Origin of the sequence: Rubrivirga sp. SAORIC476, assembly GCF_002283555.1 — a bacterium.
Lineage (GTDB): Bacteria > Bacteroidota > Rhodothermia > Rhodothermales > Rubricoccaceae > Rubrivirga.
In genome coordinates this window covers 610,419-631,136 of the sequence record NZ_MVOI01000003.1, presented here as the reverse complement: position 1 = coordinate 631,136, position 20,718 = coordinate 610,419, and the positions used below count along the sequence as shown (strand labels likewise).

Annotated in this window: 14 protein-coding genes; 11 read left to right on the top strand and 3 right to left on the bottom strand. The window is 72.0% G+C overall.

Annotated features, from left to right (window positions below):
* From B1759_RS04550 to B1759_RS04540, 3 genes are read right to left on the bottom strand one after another with little or no spacing between them, the layout of a single operon-like run.
* Positions 1–1,386 (bottom strand): M28 family peptidase, encoded by a 1,386-nt coding sequence (locus B1759_RS04550; protein ID WP_095513847.1) that lies wholly within the window; start codon positions 1,384–1,386, stop codon positions 1–3.
* Positions 1,387–1,444: 58 nt separating this feature from the next.
* Complete coding sequence (locus tag B1759_RS04545; protein WP_095513846.1) at positions 1,445–4,246, bottom strand: outer membrane beta-barrel protein; 2,802 nt, start codon at positions 4,244–4,246, stop codon at positions 1,445–1,447.
* A gap of 46 nt (positions 4,247–4,292) precedes the next feature.
* Positions 4,293–4,697 carry a hypothetical protein gene (locus B1759_RS04540; RefSeq protein WP_095513845.1) on the bottom strand — a complete coding sequence of 135 codons (405 nt, stop codon included), beginning with the start codon at positions 4,695–4,697 and terminating at the stop codon, positions 4,293–4,295.
* A gap of 304 nt (positions 4,698–5,001) precedes the next feature.
* On the opposite strand from B1759_RS04540, the gene B1759_RS04535 reads away from it, so the two are divergent.
* The 11 genes from B1759_RS04535 to B1759_RS04485 all read left to right on the top strand — a co-directional run bounded on the left by B1759_RS04535 (position 5,002) and on the right by B1759_RS04485 (position 20,704).
* On the top strand, positions 5,002–7,764 hold the full coding sequence (locus B1759_RS04535; RefSeq protein WP_095513844.1) for a DUF2339 domain-containing protein: 2,763 nt from the start codon (positions 5,002–5,004) through the stop codon (positions 7,762–7,764).
* Between the two features lie 177 nt (positions 7,765–7,941).
* Positions 7,942–11,739, top strand: coding sequence for a hypothetical protein (locus B1759_RS04530; protein ID WP_095513843.1), 3,798 nt, complete (start codon positions 7,942–7,944; stop codon positions 11,737–11,739).
* A gap of 641 nt (positions 11,740–12,380) precedes the next feature.
* Positions 12,381–12,695 carry a hypothetical protein gene (locus B1759_RS04525; protein WP_143537262.1) on the top strand — a complete coding sequence of 105 codons (315 nt, stop codon included), beginning with the start codon at positions 12,381–12,383 and terminating at the stop codon, positions 12,693–12,695.
* An 18-nt stretch (positions 12,696–12,713) separates the two neighbouring features.
* Complete coding sequence (locus B1759_RS19630; RefSeq protein WP_095513841.1) at positions 12,714–13,325, top strand: T9SS type A sorting domain-containing protein; 612 nt, start codon at positions 12,714–12,716, stop codon at positions 13,323–13,325.
* 183 nt (positions 13,326–13,508) lie between these two features.
* Complete coding sequence (locus tag B1759_RS04515; protein ID WP_095513840.1) at positions 13,509–14,549, top strand: MoxR family ATPase; 1,041 nt, start codon at positions 13,509–13,511, stop codon at positions 14,547–14,549.
* Between the two features lie 43 nt (positions 14,550–14,592).
* Entirely contained in the window at positions 14,593–15,606 is a 1,014-nt protein-coding gene (gene hprK, locus B1759_RS04510) for an HPr(Ser) kinase/phosphatase (RefSeq protein WP_095513839.1), read from the top strand.
* A gap of 132 nt (positions 15,607–15,738) precedes the next feature.
* Positions 15,739–16,224, top strand: coding sequence for a hypothetical protein (locus B1759_RS04505; RefSeq protein WP_095513838.1), 486 nt, complete (start codon positions 15,739–15,741; stop codon positions 16,222–16,224).
* 12 nt (positions 16,225–16,236) lie between these two features.
* Positions 16,237–17,184 (top strand): universal stress protein, encoded by a 948-nt coding sequence (locus B1759_RS19195; RefSeq protein WP_143537260.1) that lies wholly within the window; start codon positions 16,237–16,239, stop codon positions 17,182–17,184.
* Positions 17,185–17,203: 19 nt separating this feature from the next.
* Entirely contained in the window at positions 17,204–18,412 is a 1,209-nt protein-coding gene (locus tag B1759_RS04495; RefSeq protein ID WP_095513837.1) for a universal stress protein, read from the top strand.
* A gap of 46 nt (positions 18,413–18,458) precedes the next feature.
* Positions 18,459–20,054, top strand: coding sequence for a PAS domain S-box protein (locus tag B1759_RS04490; protein ID WP_095513836.1), 1,596 nt, complete (start codon positions 18,459–18,461; stop codon positions 20,052–20,054).
* On the top strand, positions 20,051–20,704 hold the full coding sequence (locus tag B1759_RS04485; RefSeq protein ID WP_095513835.1) for a response regulator transcription factor: 654 nt from the start codon (positions 20,051–20,053) through the stop codon (positions 20,702–20,704). Before B1759_RS04490 ends, B1759_RS04485 begins: the two co-directional genes overlap by 4 nt.
* The last annotated feature ends 14 nt before the right edge of the window (positions 20,705–20,718 follow it).

Below are 20,718 nucleotides of genomic sequence, written 5' to 3'. Positions count from 1 at the left end.
CTACTCGCCGTGGGGCAGCCGCTCGGGCATCTCCGCGGCCACGTAGAGCAGGATGGCCGTCATGGCGACGGCCCGCTGGACGTGGTTCGCGTCCAGCTTGTCGAGCGTGTCGGCGGGCGTGTGGTGGTAGACGAAGTAGTCGCCGTTGTCGGTGCGGAGGCTGAGGCCGGGCACGCCGTCGCGCATCATCGGCCCGATGTCGGCCCCGCCGCCGCCGAGCGTGACGCCGGGCGGCCCCGCCTCGGCGTCGTGGGCGACCACCCCGGCGATGAGCGGGTCGACGCGTGCCGCGAGCATCGCCTGTCCCTCGGCCGAGCCGCCGTAGCCGAAGCCGACCGGCTCGAAGACGCCGCTGTCGCTCTCCAGTGCGAGCTGGATGTGCGACACGTCCGTCCCGAGGGAGTCGCGGAAGGTGGTGGCGCCGCGGAGGCCGTTCTCCTCGTTGGTCCAGAGGGCCACCTGGACCGTCCGCCGCGGGCGGAGGCCGAGGCGGTTCAGCAGCCGCACGGCCTCCCAGGTGACGACGCACCCGGCCAGGTCGTCGTGGACCCCCTGGCCCACGTCCCACGAGTCGATGTGGCCGCCCGCGATCACCACCTCGTCGGGCATCTCGCGCCCGCGCAGCTCACCGATCACGTTGCGCGAGAGGCGGTCCTCCAGGGTCTGGGCGGCCATCTCCAGGCGGACCACCGGCCGGTCGCCGCGGTCCTGGATGCGGCGCAGGATCTCGGCCGCCTCGATGGTGACGGCGGCATGCGGGATCTCGGGGAGGCCCTCGCCATAGCGCATCGTGCCCGTGTGGGGCGTGCTCAGGCCCGTCGGCCCGACCGAGCGGACCAGGCTGGCGACGGCCCCGACCTCGGCGGCCGCGGCGGCGCCCCCGACGCGGTAGGCGACCGTCGCGCCGTAGGTCGTGAACGGCACGTCGAACAGCACGATGCGGCCCTGCGCCTCGTCGGCGCGGTTGGTCAGCTCCTCGAACGAGCCGACGACCAGCACCTCCGCCTCGACGGTCCCGCCGACGCTCCCGCCCAAGCCGAGCATGGGGAGGTCTACGCCGCCGGAGGGCGTCACCAGCGTGGCCGACTCGGCGCCGCGCACCCAGGTGGGCACCCTCGCGGGCTGGCCGCGGACGTTCTCCAGGCCGTCGGCTCGCATGGCGTCGAGGATCCAGTCGATGGAGGCCTCCAGCGCGTCGGAGCCGCTCAGGCGCGGGCCGAACGTGTCGGCGAGATAGGCGACGCGGTCGTAGCCGGCGCTGTCGGCCAGGGCGGCCTGGACGATGCGCGCGGCGGCGGCGGCGTACGGCTCGGCGGGAGACGGCGCCTGGGCCCGGGCAGCGCTTGCGGTGACGAGGAGGGCGAGGAGAAGGGAGGCGGCGCGCATCGGGAGAGGGGAGCGGGACGGCAAGCTAGCGTCCGGCCCCCGCTCCCCGGGTACGGCCTCAGCCGCCGAAGGCGCGGAGCTTGTAGGAGAGGTTGAGCAGCACGTACCGGCCGAGGGCCGTCGCCTGGGCGTCCTCGATGTACGCCTCGGTCACCGTCCGCTCCACGTCGCGCTGCTGGTCGAGCAGGTCGAAGACGCTCAGGCTGACCTCCGCGAGATCGCCCGGCAGGAACTTGTAGCCGACGCGCCCGCCGAGCAGCACCTGGGTCGGGTCCACGCTGGCGTCGAGGCCGGCGTAGTGGAGCGCGCTCAGGTCGCCGCTCACCACGAGCCCGTGCCAGGGCAGCCAGGTCAGCTTGGCGCCCGCGAGGTGGCGCACGTAGGTGTCGTCCAGCGTCGGCGCGGCCGAGTTGGTGACGGCCGTGTAGCGGGCGCCGTACTCCAGCGACAGGTCGAAGCGCGGGCTGAGCGCGCTGCCCAGGAAGACGCGCCCGTCGACGCCGAGCTGGTCGGACGTGTTGTCGACGCCGTCGACCAGGCCGGGCGTCCGCGTGAAGCTGGTCCCGAGCGAGGCGTTGGCGTTGCTGCCCAAGAACGGCACCGGCCGGCCGTAGGACACGAGCGCCCGCGTGTTCCACGCGCCGTCCACGTTGACGGGCGTGATCAGCTGCGACCCGGCCGGGAGCACGACGCCCGACGGCAGCGGCGTGTCGACGGTCGCCGTCGTGGTGGACGTGCCGATGGCGTTGACGCCGTACGAGGCACTCAGGAAGCCCGCCAGCACCGAGCCGCCCTCGGCGTCCGTCCCGTTGAAGCGGGCGCGGACCGAGTGGGTCGTGGCCGGGTCGAGGTCGGGGTTGCCGGACGTGAGCCGGAGCGGGTTCGTGTTGTCGACCACGTTCTGAAGCTGCGTCGCCGACGGCGTCTGCGTCCGCGCGCGGTAGTCGAGGTCGAGCCGCTGGCCCTCGGCGAGCGGGACTCGTAGGCGGGCCGAGGGGAGGACCGACCAGAACGTCCGGTCGACCTCGAAAGCCGTCGCGGCGGTCTGCTCGCCCTGGAGCCTCTCGTGCTGGAGGTCGACGCCGAGTTGCGCCGAGAGCGCGTCGCGGCCCCGCCCGCCGTACCGGTAGGAGACGCCGCCCCGTTGGATCACGGACTGCTGGCTGAACAGGCTCGTGTAGGCTGCGTCCGGGACCGTGTAGGCGCCCGCGTCGTCGGCCAGGAAGGCGCGCTGGTCGGACGTGCTCCGCGACACCTGCGGACGGTAGCTGACCTGGAGCTGCCCGTTCTCGCCGATCGGCTCGGTGTAGCGGACCGACGCGCCGAGCGACCGCGTGACGGCGTCGGTGTCGAAGAGCTGGTCGGCCGCGTCGGCCGCGATGCCGTCCGAGAACGAGTCGAGCGTGTAGGCCTGCCGGCTCTCGCCCGTCTGGTCCTCCACCCCGCCGTCGATGCCGAACGAGAGCGTCCGGCCCCGCGTCTCGAAGCGGTGCTGGAGGCGGACGCTCGTCTGGCCCGAGAGCGCCGACGCGTCCGAGTCGGTCGTCGTCAGGCTCTGGGCGAGGGCGTCGCCGGACGGGAGGGCGGTGAGCCCGAGGAGCGTACCGGTGGAGGCGTTGCTCTGGACCGTCAGCCGGGGCTGGACGACGAGCTGCGTCCGCTCCGTGACGTCGTACTGGGCCCGGAGCGAGAGCTGGTGGTTCGCGTTGGTGCCGTCGGCCTGGTCCGCCTCGGTGTAGCGCTGGGAGACCGTGCCGCCGGACGTGTACTCGCGCGTGAGCGCCGCGTCGAGGTCGGTGTCGGTGGTGTTGAAGACGTAGCTGCCGGTCAGGCGGAGGTCGCCGCCCAGGAGCACGTCCGAGTAGTTGACGCCGAGGGCGTTGGTCGTGGAGAGGCCGTCCTGGTCGGGGACGAGCAGCGAGCTCACGTCGGAGCTGCCGCCGCCGCGCCGTCCGCCGCCACCGCCGCCGCGCCCTCCGCGGCGACCCGTGCTGCTGCCGACGACGCCGAGCAGGTCCTCAGTCGCGAAGTTCTGCTGGTCGACGTTGTTGGACAGCCCCACGATGGTGATCCGGCGGTCGCCGTTGAGCAGGCTGACGTTGCCACCCGCGAGGTACTCGCCCTCGGGGCCCGCCCCGGCGTAGGCCCGCCCGAACTGCCCGTTCTGCATGCCCGGTCGCGTGACGATGTTGATCGTCTTCTCCGCGTCGCCGTCGTCGAAGCCCGAGAAGCGCGACGCTTCGCTGGCGCGGTCGAACACCTGGATCTCCTGGATCATCTCGGCGGGGAGGCTGTTGAGCGCGCCCTGCACGTCGGTCCCGAAGAACTCGCGGCCGTCGACGAGCACGCGCTGGACGGTCTCGCCCTGGGCCGTGACGGTGCCGTCCTCGACGGTGACGCCGGGCAGCTTCGTGAGCAGGTCCTGCGCGCTGGCGTCCGGGTTGACGGCGAACGCGTCGGCGTTGAAGGCCGTCGTGTCGCCGCGGACCTCGACGCGCTGGCGGGTGGCGGCCACCTCGACCTCGCCGAGCGCCTCGTTGTCCGGCTGGAGCGCGAGCGTCCCCAGCGCCAGCGTCCCCCGGCCGACCGTCACGTCGCGGTCGAGCGTCTGGTAGCCGACGAACGAGACGCGGAGGCGGTAGGCGCCCGCCTCGGCTGCGATCTGGAACGACCCGTCGAGGCCCGCCGCGGCTCCCGCGCGGGCGCTGTCGGGCGCCGCGCTCACCAGGAACACCGTGGCGCCGGGGAGCGGCTGCCCGTCGGCGGCGTCGAGCACGGTGCCGGTCACGGCCGACGACTGGGCCGAGGCGGACGGGGCCAGGGCCAGGAGCAGGGCGAGGAGGAGAGGGGCGCGTGACATGGAAGGAGGGGATGGGCTTCGGCGGCGGGGCGGGCGAGAAGAGCGGTCAGTCGGAGCCGCCGCGGCGTCCGCGGCTCCGGCGCTCGGGCTGCGAGGCGCGCCACGCGCGGTAGCGCTCCACCTGGGCGGGCGTCAGGATGGCTTCGATCTGGCGCTCGGTCTCGGCGCGGCGCTGCTGCGTCTGGGCGCGGCGGGCGTCGCGGTCGGCCGGGCCGCCGCTGCGTCGCTCGCCCCGGGCCGGACGGTCGGCGGCCTGGGCCTGGAAGACGGCCCGGAGCTCGGCCGTCTGGGCGTCCGTCAGGTCGAGGGTCTGGCGGAGCTCGTCGAGGCGCTGCTCGGCGCGGTCGCCGCCGTCGCGGGTCGGCTGGGACTGGGCGCAGGCGGAGACCGACAGCGAGAGCGTGGCGAGGAGCGCGAGGGTGCGGAAGGGAGAGGCGGTCAGAGCATTCATGGGGAGGGGGAGGCGATGGGCGTCCGGGGAGGGGGGAAGCGGATGGTCCACAGGTTCGGGGATTTCCGGGCCGGGTTCATGGCAGAGCCGTCACGGCCGCTCGAAGAGTCACGAGATGCCGCCGGGCGTGTCACGAACTGCAGATCCACGGCCCCACCTGCACGGACGCGGCTTGTAGATCCCGTCCCACAGCCCGCCTCGGGGACCGGATCGGGCGAGGTGTCCCCATTCTGTGTCGATGCCAGGAGCCGCACAGGCGCGGAGGCGGCCGGGCGCAGCCGTCGGCCGGGTCTAGCTTGCGTCCGTGCTCCGCTCCCTCGCCACCGTGCTCGCCGTCTGCGTCGTCCTCTGGGCGGCGGTGACGACCTCCGACGAGGCCGTGTCGGTGCTGGCGGTCGCGGTGGGCGTGCTCGTGCTGCTGCGCCTCGGCGACCAGCGGCGCATCGAGCGGCTGGAGGACCGCTTCGACGCGCTCGTGCAGCGTCTCCGCGAGGTGCGCGCGTCCGCCCCGATGCCGTCCGTCCATCCCTCCCGCGAGGGCACCGAGGCGGACGACGTGCCGCGTCCGGCTCTGCCGGATGTCGAGGCGGTCCCGGTCGTCGAGCCGTCCTCGCCGACCCCGCGCCCGGCGGCCCGCACCGTGGATCCGTCGGACGACCGGCCTGCGACGCGCCCCGCGCCTCGGTCGCTGGGGCAGGACCGGCCCGTCCCGCGCGACCGTCCGGCGCTGCCGGGGGTCTCCCTCGACGACCTGCCGCCGCCGCTCCAGCGGGCGTGGGCGTTCGCGACCGGCGGCAACCTGGTCGCGCGCATCAGCCTGCTGGTGCTGTTCGTCGGGCTGGGGCTGGGCATCCGGTACGCCGTCGAGGAAGGGTTTTTGTCGGTCGAGATCCGTCTCGCGTTCGCGGCCGTGGCGGGGCTGGTGCTGATCGGCGTCGGGTGGCGGCTGCGGGACGGCACGCCCGGCTTCGGGCTGACGCTCCAGGGCGGCGGCGTGGCGACGCTCTACCTGACCATCTACGCCGCGTACGCGCTCTACGGGCTGATCCCGTCGCTCCCCGCCATCGTGCTGATGGGCGCCGTCGCGGTGGCGTGCGGCGGGCTGGCGTTCCTCCAGAACGCGCCGGGGCTGGCCGTGCTCGGGGTGACGGGCGGCTTCGCGGCGCCGGTGCTCGCGGGGACCGCCGAGGGCAACCACGTGCTGCTGCTGAGCTACTACGCGCTCCTCAACGTCGGCGTGCTGGTGTCGTCGTGGGCGAAGGGGTGGCGGTCGGTGGCCGTCGTCGGCTTCCTGTCGACGTTTGTGACGGGGACGCTCTGGGGCGGGCTGAGCTACCGGCCCGAGTGGTACGGCAGCGTCCAGCCGTTCGTGGTGGTCAGCTTCGCGATCTACCTCGCGCTGGCGGTCCGCTTCGCGCTGCGGACGGCGACGCGGGAGACGCCCGAGCGGGCGCTCGCGGTCGACGGCGCGCTCGTGTTCGGCCTCCCGGCGGCGACGTTCGTGCTGCAGGCGGGGCTGGTGGAGGGCGTCGTGCCGTACGGGCGGGCGTGGAGCGCGGCGGCGCTGGCGGCGGTCTACCTGCTCGGGGCGGGCGTGCTCCGCCAGCGGTCCGGCGTGCGGCTCCTCGCGGACGCGTTCCTCGCCATCGGGCTGGCCTTCGCGACGCTGGCGCTCCCGCTGGCCTTCGAGCGCGTCGTGTTCGGGGCGATGTGGGTGCTGGAGGGCGCCGGGCTCGTCTGGGTCGGCGCGCGGCAGCGGAAGGGCTGGATGCGGCTGGGCGGGCTCGTGCTCCAGGGCGCCGCCGCGGCCGTCCTGTTCGCCGAGGGCGTCTTGCGGCCGTCCACCACGTTCAGCCCCGAGTCGCTGACGGGCTGGATCGTGGCCGTCGGGCTGGGCCTCTCGGCCTACGTCCTGCGCGGCCTCTACGCGTCTCCCGACCCCGCCCGCCTCGGGGCCGAGGCGGAGGAGGGCGGCGAACGGTGGGCGCCCGCCGAGCGCGCCGCAGGGCGCGGCTTCCTCGCCTTCGCGCTCTTCTGGTGGACCACCACGGCGGCGGTCCACGTGCTCGACCTCGCCCCGGAGCGGTATGAGATCGCCGGGCTGCTGGGCGCCGCGGCGGCCTCGGGCGCCCTCTTCCTCGGGCTGGGGCGCGTGCTGCGCTGGCCCGCGCTCGGCGTGGCGGCGTTCGGCGTCGTCGGCGCGGGGTGGCTCCTCTGGATGGTGTCGCTGATCGACGACTGGGAACCGGTCGTGGCGTGGCGCGGCGTGGGCTGGGCGGCGCTGTTCGCCGTCGCCGCGGTCGCCCTGCGGACGTACCCGCACCACCGGTTCCGCACGTCGGCGTTCGTAGGGGCCGTGTGGCTGGCCGTCGCCGTGGTCGCGTGGGGGCTGGCGGACGCGCTCTCGGGGCTCGCAGGAGCCTGGGCGCTCGGGGCCGCCGGCGCGGTGATTGTGGCGGGGCTGGTGCTGTCCATCGCCCTGCCCGCCTCGTGGGCGTCGGCGCGAGAGCGCGGCCTGAGCGTCGGCGGGCTCGCCGTGGCCGTGGCCGTCTGGATGGGCCTCTCGTGGACGCACCCCGGCACGGCGACCCCGCTGCCGACCGTCCCGCCGCTCGATCCCATCGGCCTGCCCACCATCGCGGGCCTGCTCGGGCTCGTCGCTGCCCGCCGCGTGTCGGACGCGAGGCGCGAGGCGCTGACCGTCGCCGTCGGCGCGCTCGGCTTCGGGGCGCTGACGGCCGCGGTCCTGCGCGCGGCTCACGCCGCCGGGGCCTCCGCGTGGGATGCCGAGGCCCTCTTCGCCTCGTCCACCGTCCAGGCCGCGCTGGCGGTCGTGTGGACGCTGCTGGCGGTCGTGCTGACGGTCTGGGCCGTGCGGCGCGAGAGCCGCGGGCTGTGGTTCTTCGGCGTCGGCGTGCTGGGGCTGGTGGTGGTGAAGCTGTTCCTGGTGGACCTGTCGCAGGCCGAGGCGCTCGTCCGCATCGGCGCGTTCCTGGTGGTGGGCGTGCTGGGGCTTCTCATCGGCTACCAAGCGCCGCTGCCGCCGAAGCGCGAGGAGGCCGACTAGGTCCGCCTCGGCGTCGAGGTGGGGCACCCACGGACGGGGAATGAGGCCAGTCGGAGACGCCACAGCCAGGACGCCAGCCCCCCGACTCCTCTTCATGCACTACCCGATTCCCGCGCGGTGCTTCATTGCCCGGCGATACGGTGGACGGGTAGGTTCGGTGGCCCACCCCTCTAACTCGTGCTGCCATTCTTTCGCCTCCGGGTCCTCGTGTTCGCGGCGTTGTGCGTAAGTGGAATTGGGTCAGCAGTTGGCGCTTCGGCGCAGGTCGTCATTCGCGAGCGCGTCGAGGTCGCGAGGCAGCCCATCCGGGCTGAGGCGCCGCAGGCCCAGGCGTCAACGTACTGCTTCGGGCCCGTCGTCGGGTATGCCGTTTACACACCCATCAGCGCCTGGTCGCGCGTCAATTCGCTCAGCGGCACGCTCGATGTCGAGACCTCCTGCGGGGTCACCACCGCCACCTTCGACAGCTTCTTCGCGCTCGACGGCGTCATAACGAGCGGCGGCTACGACCGCTACGCGTACGTCTCCGCAGGGCCGACGGCCGTCCTGCGGGTCCCGCTGCGCGCCGTCGAGTCGTTGGACCGGCAGGTCTTCCGCTCCCTCGGCGAGGAGTGGATCCGAAACGGCTCGGGAGGCACGGGGGAGTTCACGGCCCAGTTCGGGTGCGCGCTCTATTCCGGCTGCACCGACGACCCCCCGCATGCTGCCGAGACCGAGATTCACCGAACGTGGGAGGGCGCGGCCACGCAGGTCGCCGTGCTCCAGCCGGAGTGGCCGGACGAACTCGTGTGCGGCACGACCGCCCCCGCGCCGCTGGTCGCCATCCGGCCCGGCCCGACGGAGGGCTGGCTGTCGGCCGACGCGCAGGCTTCGATCGGTCTCTCGGACGAGGGGGGGCAGCCCGCCGCGGCCCGGGTGATGCTGGAGGAACTGGGCGGCACGGGCCCTACGCTCTCGGTGGACACCGACTACGCCACCGTGCGGATGGGGGAGGTGTCCATGGTGGCGCCGCCGTGCACCGAGGTGCCGGTACCTCGGTCGGTCAAGGTTCGCATCGCGGCAGGGGGCCGCATGGACTACGTCTGGGTGCGTCTGATCCCGCCACCGCCGGTGGCGCTGGACCTGAGCGCGGAGCGGGACACAGTGTGGGTGTCGGGTCCGGTGGGCTCGCGGATCCGGGCGACGGCGATCCAGGCGGATTCGACGGTGACGATGATGGACCCGACAAACACGCCGATCACGTTCACGGCGGTGAGCGAGTGGCTGGAGGTGCGGCAGGCGAACCTGCAGCAGGGGGGGCCGACGCGGACAGTGCCGTACTGGTACACCGGGGGCGACGACGCGTCCGAGGAGGGCGTGGTGGTGCGGGTGCCGGTCGCCCAGCGGAGCGGGCCGGGTCCGGTGTGCGATACGCCAGTCGAGGTGACGGCGAGCGGCGGCGGCATCTCCGGGGCGAGGACCATCATCGTGGCAGGACACAGCACGGCGACTGCGCCGGACTCGCTCACCGTCTCCGTCGCGCCGGACTCGCTCGCCGCTGGCGGCGTCGCCTCCGTCGCCGTACGGCTCTTCACGGCAGACCAGTGCGACGTGCCCGATAGTGCCGACGACACACCGGTCACGCTCTCCGTCACGCGGCCGTCGCTCGGCGAGTTGCGGCGGCTCGACACCGACGAGGCAGGCGCCGTCTTGGCCGACGTGCCCTACGCGGTAGCCCGGGATCGTGTCGTCTTCGAGTCGTTCGGTCGGCAGGAGACGCCGCCGGCCTTCACGAGCCGTCGGGAGGCTGTCCGCTGGCGCGGTGCGGCGTTCTCCGACTCGACCTCGGCCGACTCGGTGCGCGCGCAGACCTGGATCGTGGCGTCCACGGCGGGTCTGGCCTCCGACAGTGCCTCGGTGGTGGTCGGAGGCGTCTCGCGACTGGTCGCTACCGTCGTGGCCAACGCGGACAGCACGGTCACGCTGCGGGTGGAGGTGCCGGGCGGCTGCACGGCCGGGAGCCCGGACATCCGCCTGGTGGTGCGGGGCGTTCCGGGACAGTTCGACCTGCCGGGTAGCACTCCGCTCGGGACGGAGGGGGGCTCGGTCGTGGTGCCGTGCGTGGTGGCCGAGGCGGGCGTGGGGTTCGTCCCGGACGGGTCCGGGGGGATGGTGTTTATCGGGTCGTTCAGCGCAGAGTTCGTGTCGGTGGCCTACGGGCCGGACGGCGAGCCGATCCTGCCCTCGGAGGCGGTCGCGCTGACGAACCAGCCCGCGGGAGGCCCGGGGTGCCTGGATGGATGCGAGGAACCTGCCGCGGTCCAGGTCCAGCTGAGAGGCGTAAACGATGCGCCGTATCCGCTCGGGTACGTCATGGTGAGCCGGTTCCCGACGGACCAGCGACTTCCCAGCGGTGGTCGGTACTCGACAGATCAGTACAACGAGGACCCACAGCGTGATTTCTACACGGCTGAACTGACGGGGAATGCAAAGGCAGGCGACCGATTCGTCGTGCGAGGATCGATTCCCTCTGCTCTGGAGTTCGGGCCTGAGGTGGACTGCAAGGATGTCAAGTTCCAGCTTCGTGTCCGTCGCAACGGCAACTACGTGACATTCCGAGCTGGTGACGGTCAGCAGGGGGTTGGAAGCCCACAGGGTGAGTATTACAGCTACGACAGCGAATTTCACGTCTCAGACCGGCAGGGCCAGTGCCGAATGAACCGCTTCATCCGATTTGTCTCGAACGCGGAGCCAGGACAGGGAGGCTCACCTGGAACTGCTAACTCGAATGGAGGCACCTACGATGACCAGTACCAGGGGAGCCAAACAGTTCGAGTCCAGCTCGGTGACATCGTTGAGATCGTGGCGGTTGCGACCGTGGGCGTTCAGGACGTGTCTTCGGAGACGCTGTCGGTGCCGGTCGGGAACGTTGAGGGGAACCTGACAGACCCGGACACGCCTGCCCTCGTCAACGTTCGGTGGGCAACTCTCCCAGGGGGAATTGCAGATGCTAGTGTAAGCACAATGCGTCTGAGCGAAGATTATGCCCAGGTTGCTATCGAGTTTCGTCAGATGGGGCCTCCTGTCGAGTACAGTGAGGTGCAGAACGTATTTTCTATCTCGCCATTCTCTGGGGCTTCATCTGGAAGCTCTTGGGTGTCATCAAATCAAGAATCGATAGGTATCTCATTTGATATAGTGAATACGGATGGGTCTCATATAGGCCCATTTAACGTGTCATACGAATATAGTGTAGGTATGAGCATTGAAACTATAGCTTTGCTATTTCGTAGAGAGATCGCAATCGCCGTCGCAGGAGATGAAGATTGGGCATACGGTAACACGGCACATCTCTGGGCAAGCTCTGGTGAATTGATGGTTCTTGTTGCTAAGGGTAAAACCATTTTGGTCCATTCGTTTATGTCTTCTAGTGAATTGAGCCTGGCTACTGTATCTATTCCATACAACCATCTATATGTTGAATTTATTGATATACTCCGAATGAATGCTAGAGCTGGAAATGCAGTTGAGTCTCTCGATATCGTAGTGGCGAGGGGAAGCAGTCTCTGGACAGGCCCTCCTGGATCGTCTCCTGGCGCGATTTGGGGCCAAGCCAGTTCTTACGTCTCTGGAGAACTGCGGCCTGACGAACTCTCTCCGGTGAACACGGTAGTCGTCGAGCCTGTGGCAGCAAACGCCCCCGACGATCTCCCCTTCGTGCTAGGGCACGAAGCAGGCCACGTATTGATAGCAGGAACAGAGCCTGGTCCTACTCCGCCGGTGGCAGACTGTGCGGAGTGGAATAGACACTCGGCACGAGCCACCAACTTTCTCAAGTGTGGCTCCCCGCCGAACAGTATCGAGGGGTATGGAGAATCAAAGCGATTCCTTGACGTTCAGGCACTACAGATGCGCTCTCGGCACGTTTTCGAAACCCTGCCTGCCTCAACTGTGCCGCGCGAGCCCCGCCTTCTGAGAGTACGGCAGAGTCTTTAGTCAGCAGCCCCGAACCGATTTTCAGCACCGATCCTATGAAGTCGTCCACCCTTCTTCTCTGCCTGATTTGTGCCCCTGCCGTAGCTCAACCTGGAGCTCCCTCGCCACCCAAGGCCCCTCTTCCCGCAGAGATGGCCCTTAGTGAGGAGCGACAACCAGCCCTCGTCGACCTCTCGCTACAGGCTAGTCTTGATCTAGTGCGCCGCGGTGAGCTCTCAAACGGAGACGTCATGACGGTTCTTGAGCGTACATCGATAGAGAGGGATACTTTCGCAGTCGCCGAGTTGTGGAGTATTGTGGATGCCTATCGACTTACTGCATACTGGGGCTTCTCGGCGCAGGCCTTTCTTGCTATGATCCGGGTCGGCGTCCCGCCCGAAGCTTTAGTGGATTACGCTGAGAGTCGGCGAACAGCAGAGGGTTGCAGCGACTCACTCACTCCGGCATGGCGTCACCTCGGACTTACGTTGAGACAGGCAATCATGACTGCCTCCGTACGGCCCGACTCATCGATGCTGCCCAGAATTCGTGCCTTGGGCTGGGGATGTCCGACGCTTCAGGTGGCCGTCTCGGCGTATGAGACGGGCCTTCGGTACCAGGCACGTTGGGAGGGGCTGCCTCTCGATCAAGCGACTTACGAGATGGCCTCCCATGCGGACTCGTTCATCCTCCCCCAAGAAAGTGGGTCGTCCTCTCATCCGTACTTCGGGCCTCAGGTCCCTGGAAGCGTAGCCGTTGGGCGGACACCGACCCAAGCGGCGGAGGCCCTTGCCGCGCTGGCCGCCCGTGAGCCCGTCGCGGTCTACGCCGGGATCGATCGATGGGCCGGGGAGCGGGTCGCGCGTCTGACCCCGTGGCAGCGCGAGCGCTACTCGACCTACGAGGGCGTCCCTCTCCGAGAGGCGATCCGGACGGCGATTCTCGACTTCGCCGGGCTCCCGGACCAGGGCCTGTAGCTCCCTATCCCAGACACCATGCGGCTTGTCCTGATCGCGCTCCTCACCCTGTCCGCCTCGGCGCAGGCTCCGGCCCCCCACGCCGTCCCGTTCGCCTCGCACGACAACGCCCTCGAACTGGCCGTCGCCGGGGAGGCGGGCGCCGGGCTGACCGTCGCCGTCGCCGAGGCGCCCGCATGGCTCACCTTCGCCCAGTCCGTCGCCGACGCGGTCCGCCTCGACGATGAGCCCGAGCCCGTCGCCCGGCTCGCCTTCGACGTGGCGCGGACCGCCCCGGTCGGCGAGGTCGGCGAGGTCGTCGTCGAGGTCCGCGACGGGGAGGCCGTCGTCGCCACGCACACGGTCCGGCTGGAGGTCGCGCCGCCGGAGGCGCTGGCGCTCGACGCGCCGTACCCGAACCCGTCGCGCGGCACGATCACGGTCCCGTTCGTGGTGCCCCGGGACGGCCCGGTGCGTCTGGCGGCCTACGATGTGCTGGGCCGCGAGGTGGGCGTGCTGGCCGAGGGCGACACCGAGGCGGGCGCCCACGAGGTCCGCTGGCCGACGGCGGGGCTGGCGCCGGGCGTGTACCTCGTCCGCGTGGTGGCGGGGGCCGAGGCGCAGGTGCGGCGGGTGACGGTGGTGCGGTAGGGCTCGCTGGCGCTCGCGGAACGGGGAACGCGGGACGAGGAACGGGCAGAGCGAGTCGGCCCGCCTCGGTGCCAAGGTGGAGCCGCTGACTGACGCACCGACGCACTGACCCACCGCGCCCCTGCGTATCCTCCGCACGACCGGCCGACGGCCGCCCGTTCCGCCGCCCCCCACCGCGCAGGCATGCTCCCCCCCGACCCCACCGTCCCCGCCCCGCAGCCGCCCGAGGCGGCCACCCCCGACCTCGGCGCTCTCACCGCCCGCGTCGCCGAGCAGGCCCGCTTCGTGCCCGCGCTGCTGGAGTCCGTCGGCCGCGTGGTCGTCGGGCAGGCCCACATGGTCGAGCGGCTGCTGATCGGGATGCTGACCGGCGGCCACGTGCTGCTGGAGGGCGTCCCCGGCCTCGCCAAGACGCTCACCGTCTCGACGCTCGCGAAGGCCATCGACGCGCGCTTCCAGCGCATCCAGTTCACACCGGACCTCCTCCCGGCCGACCTGCTGGGCACGCTCATCTACAACCAGGCGGACGCCAGCTTCCAGGTCAAGAAGGGCCCCATCTTCGCCAACGTCATCCTGGCCGACGAGGTCAACCGCGCGCCCGCGAAGGTCCAGAGCGCGCTGCTGGAGGCGATGCAGGAGCGGCAGGTCACCATCGGCGAGACGACCTACCCGCTGCCGCGGCCGTTCCTCGTGCTCGCCACCCAGAACCCGATCGAGCAAGAGGGGACCTACCCGCTGCCCGAGGCCCAGGTGGACCGCTTCATGCTGAAGGTGGTCGTCGGCTACCCGTCGCGCGAGGAGGAGATCGAGATCATGCGTCGGATGTCGCACGGGACGGCGCTCCCGGCCGTGGCGCCGGTGGTCACGCCCGCCCAGATCCTGTCCGCCCGCGCCGTCGTCGGCGAGATCTACTTGGACGCGCGCGTCGAGGAGTACATCGTGGACCTGGTGCTGGCGACGCGGGAGCCGCAGAAATACAAGCTGTCGGACCTGCGGGGGCTCGTGGCCTACGGCGCCAGCCCGCGCGCGTCCATCGCGCTCGCGCTCGCCGCCCGCGCCCACGCCTTCCTCCAGGGCCGCGCCTACGCCACGCCCGACGACGTCCGCGCCATCGCGCTCGACGTGCTGCGTCACCGCGTGGCCGTCACCTACGAGGCCGAGGCGGAGGACGTGACCTCCGAGCAGATCGTCCGCCGCGTCCTCTCGGCCGTCGAAGTCCCCTGAGCCGGCCGGGGCGTGGGACGCCACGCCTCACGCTCCACTCCCCATGCGCCCACCTGCCCCGTTCCGCCACGAGTCGATCGCGCTGCCCGCGCTCGTCGAGCGCCTCCGCGACCGCGTCGGCATCGCCATCGAGGCGATCGGGGGCGGCCCCCCGGAGGGTCGCGAGGTGACCGTCCGCCACGTCCACCGGCCGGGGCTGGTGCTGGCGGGCTACACGGAGCACTTCGAGCACCGCCGCGTCCAGATCCTCGGCAACACCGAGTGCCGCTACCTGATGTGGCTCTCCCCGGAGCAGGCGGCTGAGGCGTTCGGCCTCCTGCTGTCCTTCGACCCGCCCGCCATCGTGCTGACGGCAGGCAACCGGCTCCCGGACGCGCTCGAAGCGCTCGCCGCCGAGCACGGCGTGCCGCTGTTCCAGACGCCCGACCCGACGGTCCCCTTCATGGGGCTCCTGCGCGACGTGCTGGAGGACCACTTCGCCGAGCAACTCACCGTCCACGGCTCGCTGGTGGACGTGTACGGGGTGGGGCTCTTGCTGACCGGCCCGGCGGGCATCGGCAAGTCCGAGATGGCCCTCGACCTCGTCGAGCGCGGCCACCGCCTCGTGGCCGACGACGTGGTGATGGCGACGCGCAAGGGCGACAGTGTGGTGATGGGCGCCGGGACGACGCTCGCGGAGCACTTCATGGAGATCCGCGGGCTGGGCATCATCGACGTGCGCGCCATGTTCGGCGTCCGCGCGATCCGGTTCCAGAAGCGGATCGAACTGGTGGTGAGCATCCACCCGTGGGACGAGGACGAGGAGTACACGCGGATCGGGATGGTGACCGAGATGCGGTCGATCCTGGGCGTCGACCTGCCGCTCGTGAAGCTGCCCATCACGCCGGGCAAGAACGTGACCGTCATCTGCGAGGTGATCGCGATGAACCACCTCCTGCGGCACTACGGCAACGACCCCGCCGAGGCGTTCTCGAAGCGCCTCCGCGACCGGATCGACACGAAGGCCGGGCCTGCGATGGGGCGCGGCATCAGCTGGTTCGAGAACGACATCGAGTGAGGGGGAGGGTGAGCGTGTAGGGGTCTCCCCCGCACGGTGGCGGGGGGACGCACGCCCCGTGCACCCGCAGGCGGCTGGCAGGACGGGGGCCTGGAGCGGGCGAACCTGGGGAGACCCACCGCCCTCCACACCATGCGTCTCCTCCTCCTCGCGGCCTGCTTCCTCGCCACCTCAGCGGGCGGCGCGGCCCAGACGGCCGCCCCCGTCACCGCCGACCCGGCCGACCTTGCGGCGTTCGTCGGAGAGTGGGCGGGCGGCTACGTCGGCGAGGACAGCGGGCGGCAGGGCACCGTGGTGTTCCGCCTCGCCGCGACCGCCGACTCCGTCCGCGCGCTCGTGCTGATGGTGCCGCGCCCGACCGCCGACGACCCGATGCCCGCGCCCGTCCCGCTGGCCGTCCACCACGTGACCGTCGAGGACCGGACGGTGCGCGGCACGCTCGTCCGCTACGACGACCCCGCGTGGGGCCTTCCGCTGGAGACCGAGTTCCGCGGCACCCTGTCCGACGACGGCCGCCTGGAGGGCTGGTTCCGCAGCGTCGGCACGCGGATCGACACGATCCCGGAGGTGGGCCACTGGTGGGCGCTCCGTGCCGCCGACGCCCCCCTCGCTCTGTAGCCCCTCCCTGTCATGCTGTCTCTCCGCACCGTCGTCGCCGCCATCGACTTCTCTCCCGGCGCTGCCGTCGCGCTCGTGCGTGCGGCCGACCTCGCCCGCCGGTCGGGGGCCGTCCTCCACCTGCTCCACGCCGACGTGCTGTTCCACGCGTCGGGTGATGGCGCCGCACCCGACGCCGTGCCCGCGAGCGCGCTCCGCGTCCGCGTCGAGCGCTTCGCGATGGAGACGCTGGGGCTCCGCGATGCTGACGGTCTGGACCGCCTCGAGCCGACAGTGGCCGTGGTCCGCGACGTGTCGGTCCACGCGGCTGTGCTGCGCTACCTCGGCGCCGTCAATCCGGACCTGCTGGTCGTCGGCACGCACGGTCGGTCGGGGCTGTCGAGGGCGCTGCTCGGCAGCGTCGCCGAGGCGCTCGTGGCGAGCGCCCCCTGCCCGGTGCTGACCGTCCCCGAGCGCGGCGCCGTCGACGGACCGGGGCCCGAGGCGCCCGTGCTGGTGGGCGTCGACTTCTCGGAGCGCAGCCGGGGGGCGCTGGCGGCGGGCTGCGTGCTCGCCGAGGCGACCGGAGCGCCGGTCGAGGTGGTCCACGTCGTCCGCGACGCCGGGCCGTACCCGGGGCTGGCGCCTCACATCCTGTCGCTGGTCGACTTCGACCCGGAGCAGGGGGCCGCCGTGCGCGAGCGCCTGGAGCGGTTCGCGGCGACGGTGTGCTCCCCGGCTGCGCTCCACGTCGGGCTCGGCGCACCCGGTCGGCTGGTGGCCGCGCTGGCCAGTGAGCGCGGCGCCGGGGCCGTGGTCCTCGGCACCCACGGCCGCACCGGGCTCGCGCGCCTGATCGGCAGCGTCTCCGAGGCCGTGATCCGTCGGGCGCCCTGCCCCGTGCTGACGCTCCAGGAGGCCGCGTCGCTTCGGTCTTCGCCCCGACCGGTCGCGGCGACGGCGCCGCCGCTCCCGTTCTAACCCTCAACTCCCTCCTCCCATGCTGCACGTCCAGACGGTTCTCTTCCCCACCGACGACTCGTCCGCGGCCGAGGCGGCCCGGCCCCTGGCCGAGCGTTTCGCGACGCGCCACGGCGCTACCCTGCACGTCCTCCGGGTGGATGCGGCGGCGACCGGGAGCGTGGCGCCCGCCTCCGCCGCCCCGCGCATCGAGGCGGACGGTGTCGTCCAGGTCCGTCGCCGCTTCCCCATGCCCGCCGACGCGATCCTGGCGTACGCCGAGGAGATCGGCGCCGACCTGCTGGTCATGGGCACGCACGGGCGGACCGGGATCGACCGGCTCACCCTCGGCTCGACGGTCGAGTCTGTGCTCCGGCGGGCCCCGTGCCCGGTGCTGACCGTGAGTCCGCGCGCCGCGGGAGCCGCGGTGGGGCCGGTGCTCGCGCCGCTCGCGTTCGACTCGGCGTCGGATGTGAGCCTGGAGACCGCGGCGGCCCTGGCGGAGGCGCTCGGCACGCATGGGGTGGCGCTGCACGTGATCGAACCGATCGACGTGCCGGTGCCCTACATGATGGCGCTGCCGCCGCTCGACACGCGGGACCTGGCGGAGGGCGTCGAGGCCACGCTCGACACCTGGGTCGCTCCCTTCGCCGAGCGCGTCCCGATCGAGACGGCGGTGCGCTACGGGGACGCGGCTCACGAGATCGTGACCGCCGCCCACGCGCTGTCCGCCGGGCTCGTCGTCCAGGCCAGCCACGGGCGGCGCGGGCTCAGCCGCTGGCTGCTGGGAAGCGTCGCCGAGGACGTGGTGCGCGAGGCCTCCTGTCCCGTGCTGACGCTCCGCATGGGCGCCCGCTCGCTCATCCGTCCCGATCGCCCGTCGGCGCCGGCCGTGCCCCGCGAGGACTGGCCCGACCTGTTCGACGCTCTCTCGCGCCATGCCGCGGCGTCGCCGCACGAGGTGTCGGTCGACGTCGTCTCGTCCGACGCTGTGGGGCCGGTCTTCCGCGCCGCCCCGTTCGTCGGCATGACGTACGACCCGCGGGCGGACACGCTCGACATCGCTGTGACGGGGGGCGAGCACCACGTCGTCCGCCCGTTCGCGGTCCGGTCGGAGGCGGGCGCCTGGGCCGCGGAGGGGGTGAGCGACCCGGAGGCTCCGGGGCCGTGGACGTTCGACGTGGTCGGTGCGAACGGCGCCCGGGAGCGGGTGACCGTCCGTTCCGTGCGGACGCCCGTGGTCGCGTGAGCCCGACTGCCGGGGGGCCTAGCTTGCATCCCCTTCCTGCCATGCCGTGACCCGGACCCTCCCTCCCGACCTAGCCGCGCCGCTGGCCGAGCTCGCCCTGCGAGAGCTCGGTCAGGCCGGGTTCGGGTCTGTCGACGCGACCGGCCGCTCGGAGGCCGCCATCATCGCCGACGCGCTCGGCGCAGGTGCCGCCCTGTTTGCGTTCGACGACGAGGAGCCCGAGGCGCTCCGGGCGTCGGTGGTGGCGGGGTGGGAGGCGCCGCCCGGCCCGGTCCCGGTCGAGGGCGTGCTGCGAGAGGCGCTCGACCGAGCCACCTGCGTCGAACTCCGGCCGGTGCCCCCCGCGCTGGCGGCAGCGGGTGTCGGCGGGGGCCTCGTGGTCCGCGTCGGGACGGAGCACCGGCCGTTCGCGCTGCTGGCGGCGCTGTCGCCCGAGGCCGACGCGTTCCCGCCCGAGGCGTGGGCGTTCCTGCGCGCCGCCGCCGGGGCTCTGCATGCCCGCTTCGCCCTGGACGACACGCGCCACGCCCTCGAAGAGAGCCGCGCCCGCGCGCTGTCGGTGTTCGAGACGACGGTCGACGGCGTCATCACGATCGACACGCGGGGCCGCATCGAGACGTTCAACGCCGGTGCCGAGCGGATCTTCGGCTACGCCCCCGACGAGGTGATCGGGCGGAACGTGACCGTGCTCATGCCGGAGCCGTTCCACTCGGAGCACGACGGGTACATGGAGAACTACCGCGAGTCCGGCGTCCGGCGCATCATCGGCATCGGGCGCGAGGTGGTGGGGCGGCGCAAGTCGGGCGCGACGTTCCCGATGGACCTGGCCGTGAGCGAGGTGCCGCTGCACGGCGGCGGCGTCGTGTTCACGGGCATCGTGCGCGACATCTCGGAACGGCGGCTGCTGGAGCGCGAGGTGCTCCGCGTGGCCGAGGCCGAGCGCCGCCGCATCGGGCAGGACCTCCACGACGGACTGGGCCAGCAGCTGACCGCCATCGGCCTGTTCCTGCGCGGGCTCGCCAAGAACCTCGACGCCGACGACTCCGAGCACGCGGCCGAGGCGCACCGCCTCGTCGGCCTCGTCGCCGATGCGGACGCCGACGCGCGCGGGCTGGCGCGCTCGCTGGTGCCGGTCGAACTGGAGCAGAACGGCCTGGAGGCGGCCCTCGGCCGCCTCGCCCGACGCGCGGCGTCGCTCTACGGCGCCGCGGTGACGGCCGAGACGACGGGCTCTGGGCCTGCCGAGGCGAGCGCGCTCCACGCCGACGCCGCCACCAACCTGTTCTGGATCGCGCAGGAGGCCATCTCGAATGCCGTCCAGCATGGCCGCGCCGCCCACGTCCGCGTGGTCCTCGTCCGTGGCACGACCCAGCTCCGCCTCCGGGTCGAGGACGACGGCTCGGGCTTCGCACCCTCCGCCCGGCCGCCCGACGCCTCGCCCGAGGCCGCTGCCGAGGCGAGCCTCTCTGCCCCCATCCGGCCGACCGACGCCCGGGGCATGGGCCTCCGCATCATGCACTACCGCGCTCGTCTCGCGGGCGGCGCCCTCGACATCCGCCCGGGGGCGGAGGGCGGAACCGTCGTGACCTGCACCGTCCCGCTGCGCGGCCCCGGCTTCCACTCCTACGCCTCCCCCTCATGACCCGCATCCTTCTCGTCGACGACCACCCCCTTCTGCGCCAGGGCATCGCCATGACGCTCGACGCCGAGCCCGACTTCGAGGTCGCCGGGCAGGCCAGTGACGCCGAGGAGGCGCTCGCCACCTTCGACGCGGTCGCGCCGGACCTCGTGGTGACCGACATCTCGCTGCCCGGCATGAACGGCCTGGAGCTGATGAAGAACCTCCTCGCGCTCCACCCGGACCTGCCCGTGCTCGTCGTCTCGCGTCACGACGAGGACCTCTACGCCGAGCGCGCCGTCCGGGCCGGGGCGCGGGGGTACGTCTCGAAGCTGGCCGCGGGCGACCAGATCGTGACGGCCGTCCGCCGCGTGCTCCGCGGGGGCATCCACCTCTCCGAGGACCTCAAGGACAAGCTGCTCTTCGGCGCCGCCGCAGGCGTCAAGGATGCCACCCAGACGCCGCTGGAGGTGCTCTCGGACCGCGAGTTGGAGGTGTTCGAGATGACCGGCCGCGGCATCCCGACGCGCGAGATATCGGAGCGCCTCCACCTCTCCGTCAAGACGGTCGAGAGCTACCGCTCGCGGATCAAGACCAAGCTGGGGCTCGCCAACGGCACCGAGCTGATGAAGCACGCCGTGACCTGGGTCGAGGGCGAAGGCGCCGGGCGCTGACTGCCACTCGCGAG

Coding starts and splice junctions, on each gene's coding strand:
- B1759_RS04550 (WP_095513847.1), bottom strand. CDS start 1,386: ATGCGCGCCGCCTCCCTTCTCCTCGCCCTCCTCGTCACCGCAAGCGCT.
- B1759_RS04545 (WP_095513846.1), bottom strand. CDS start 4,246: ATGTCACGCGCCCCTCTCCTCCTCGCCCTGCTCCTGGCCCTGGCCCCG.
- B1759_RS04540 (WP_095513845.1), bottom strand. CDS start 4,697: ATGAATGCTCTGACCGCCTCTCCCTTCCGCACCCTCGCGCTCCTCGCC.
- B1759_RS04525 (WP_143537262.1), top strand. CDS start 12,381: ATGGCCTCCCATGCGGACTCGTTCATCCTCCCCCAAGAAAGTGGGTCG.
- B1759_RS19630 (WP_095513841.1), top strand. CDS start 12,714: ATGCGGCTTGTCCTGATCGCGCTCCTCACCCTGTCCGCCTCGGCGCAG.
- B1759_RS04515 (WP_095513840.1), top strand. CDS start 13,509: ATGCTCCCCCCCGACCCCACCGTCCCCGCCCCGCAGCCGCCCGAGGCG.
- hprK (WP_095513839.1), top strand. CDS start 14,593: ATGCGCCCACCTGCCCCGTTCCGCCACGAGTCGATCGCGCTGCCCGCG.
- B1759_RS04505 (WP_095513838.1), top strand. CDS start 15,739: ATGCGTCTCCTCCTCCTCGCGGCCTGCTTCCTCGCCACCTCAGCGGGC.
- B1759_RS19195 (WP_143537260.1), top strand. CDS start 16,237: ATGCTGTCTCTCCGCACCGTCGTCGCCGCCATCGACTTCTCTCCCGGC.
- B1759_RS04495 (WP_095513837.1), top strand. CDS start 17,204: ATGCTGCACGTCCAGACGGTTCTCTTCCCCACCGACGACTCGTCCGCG.
- B1759_RS04485 (WP_095513835.1), top strand. CDS start 20,051: ATGACCCGCATCCTTCTCGTCGACGACCACCCCCTTCTGCGCCAGGGC.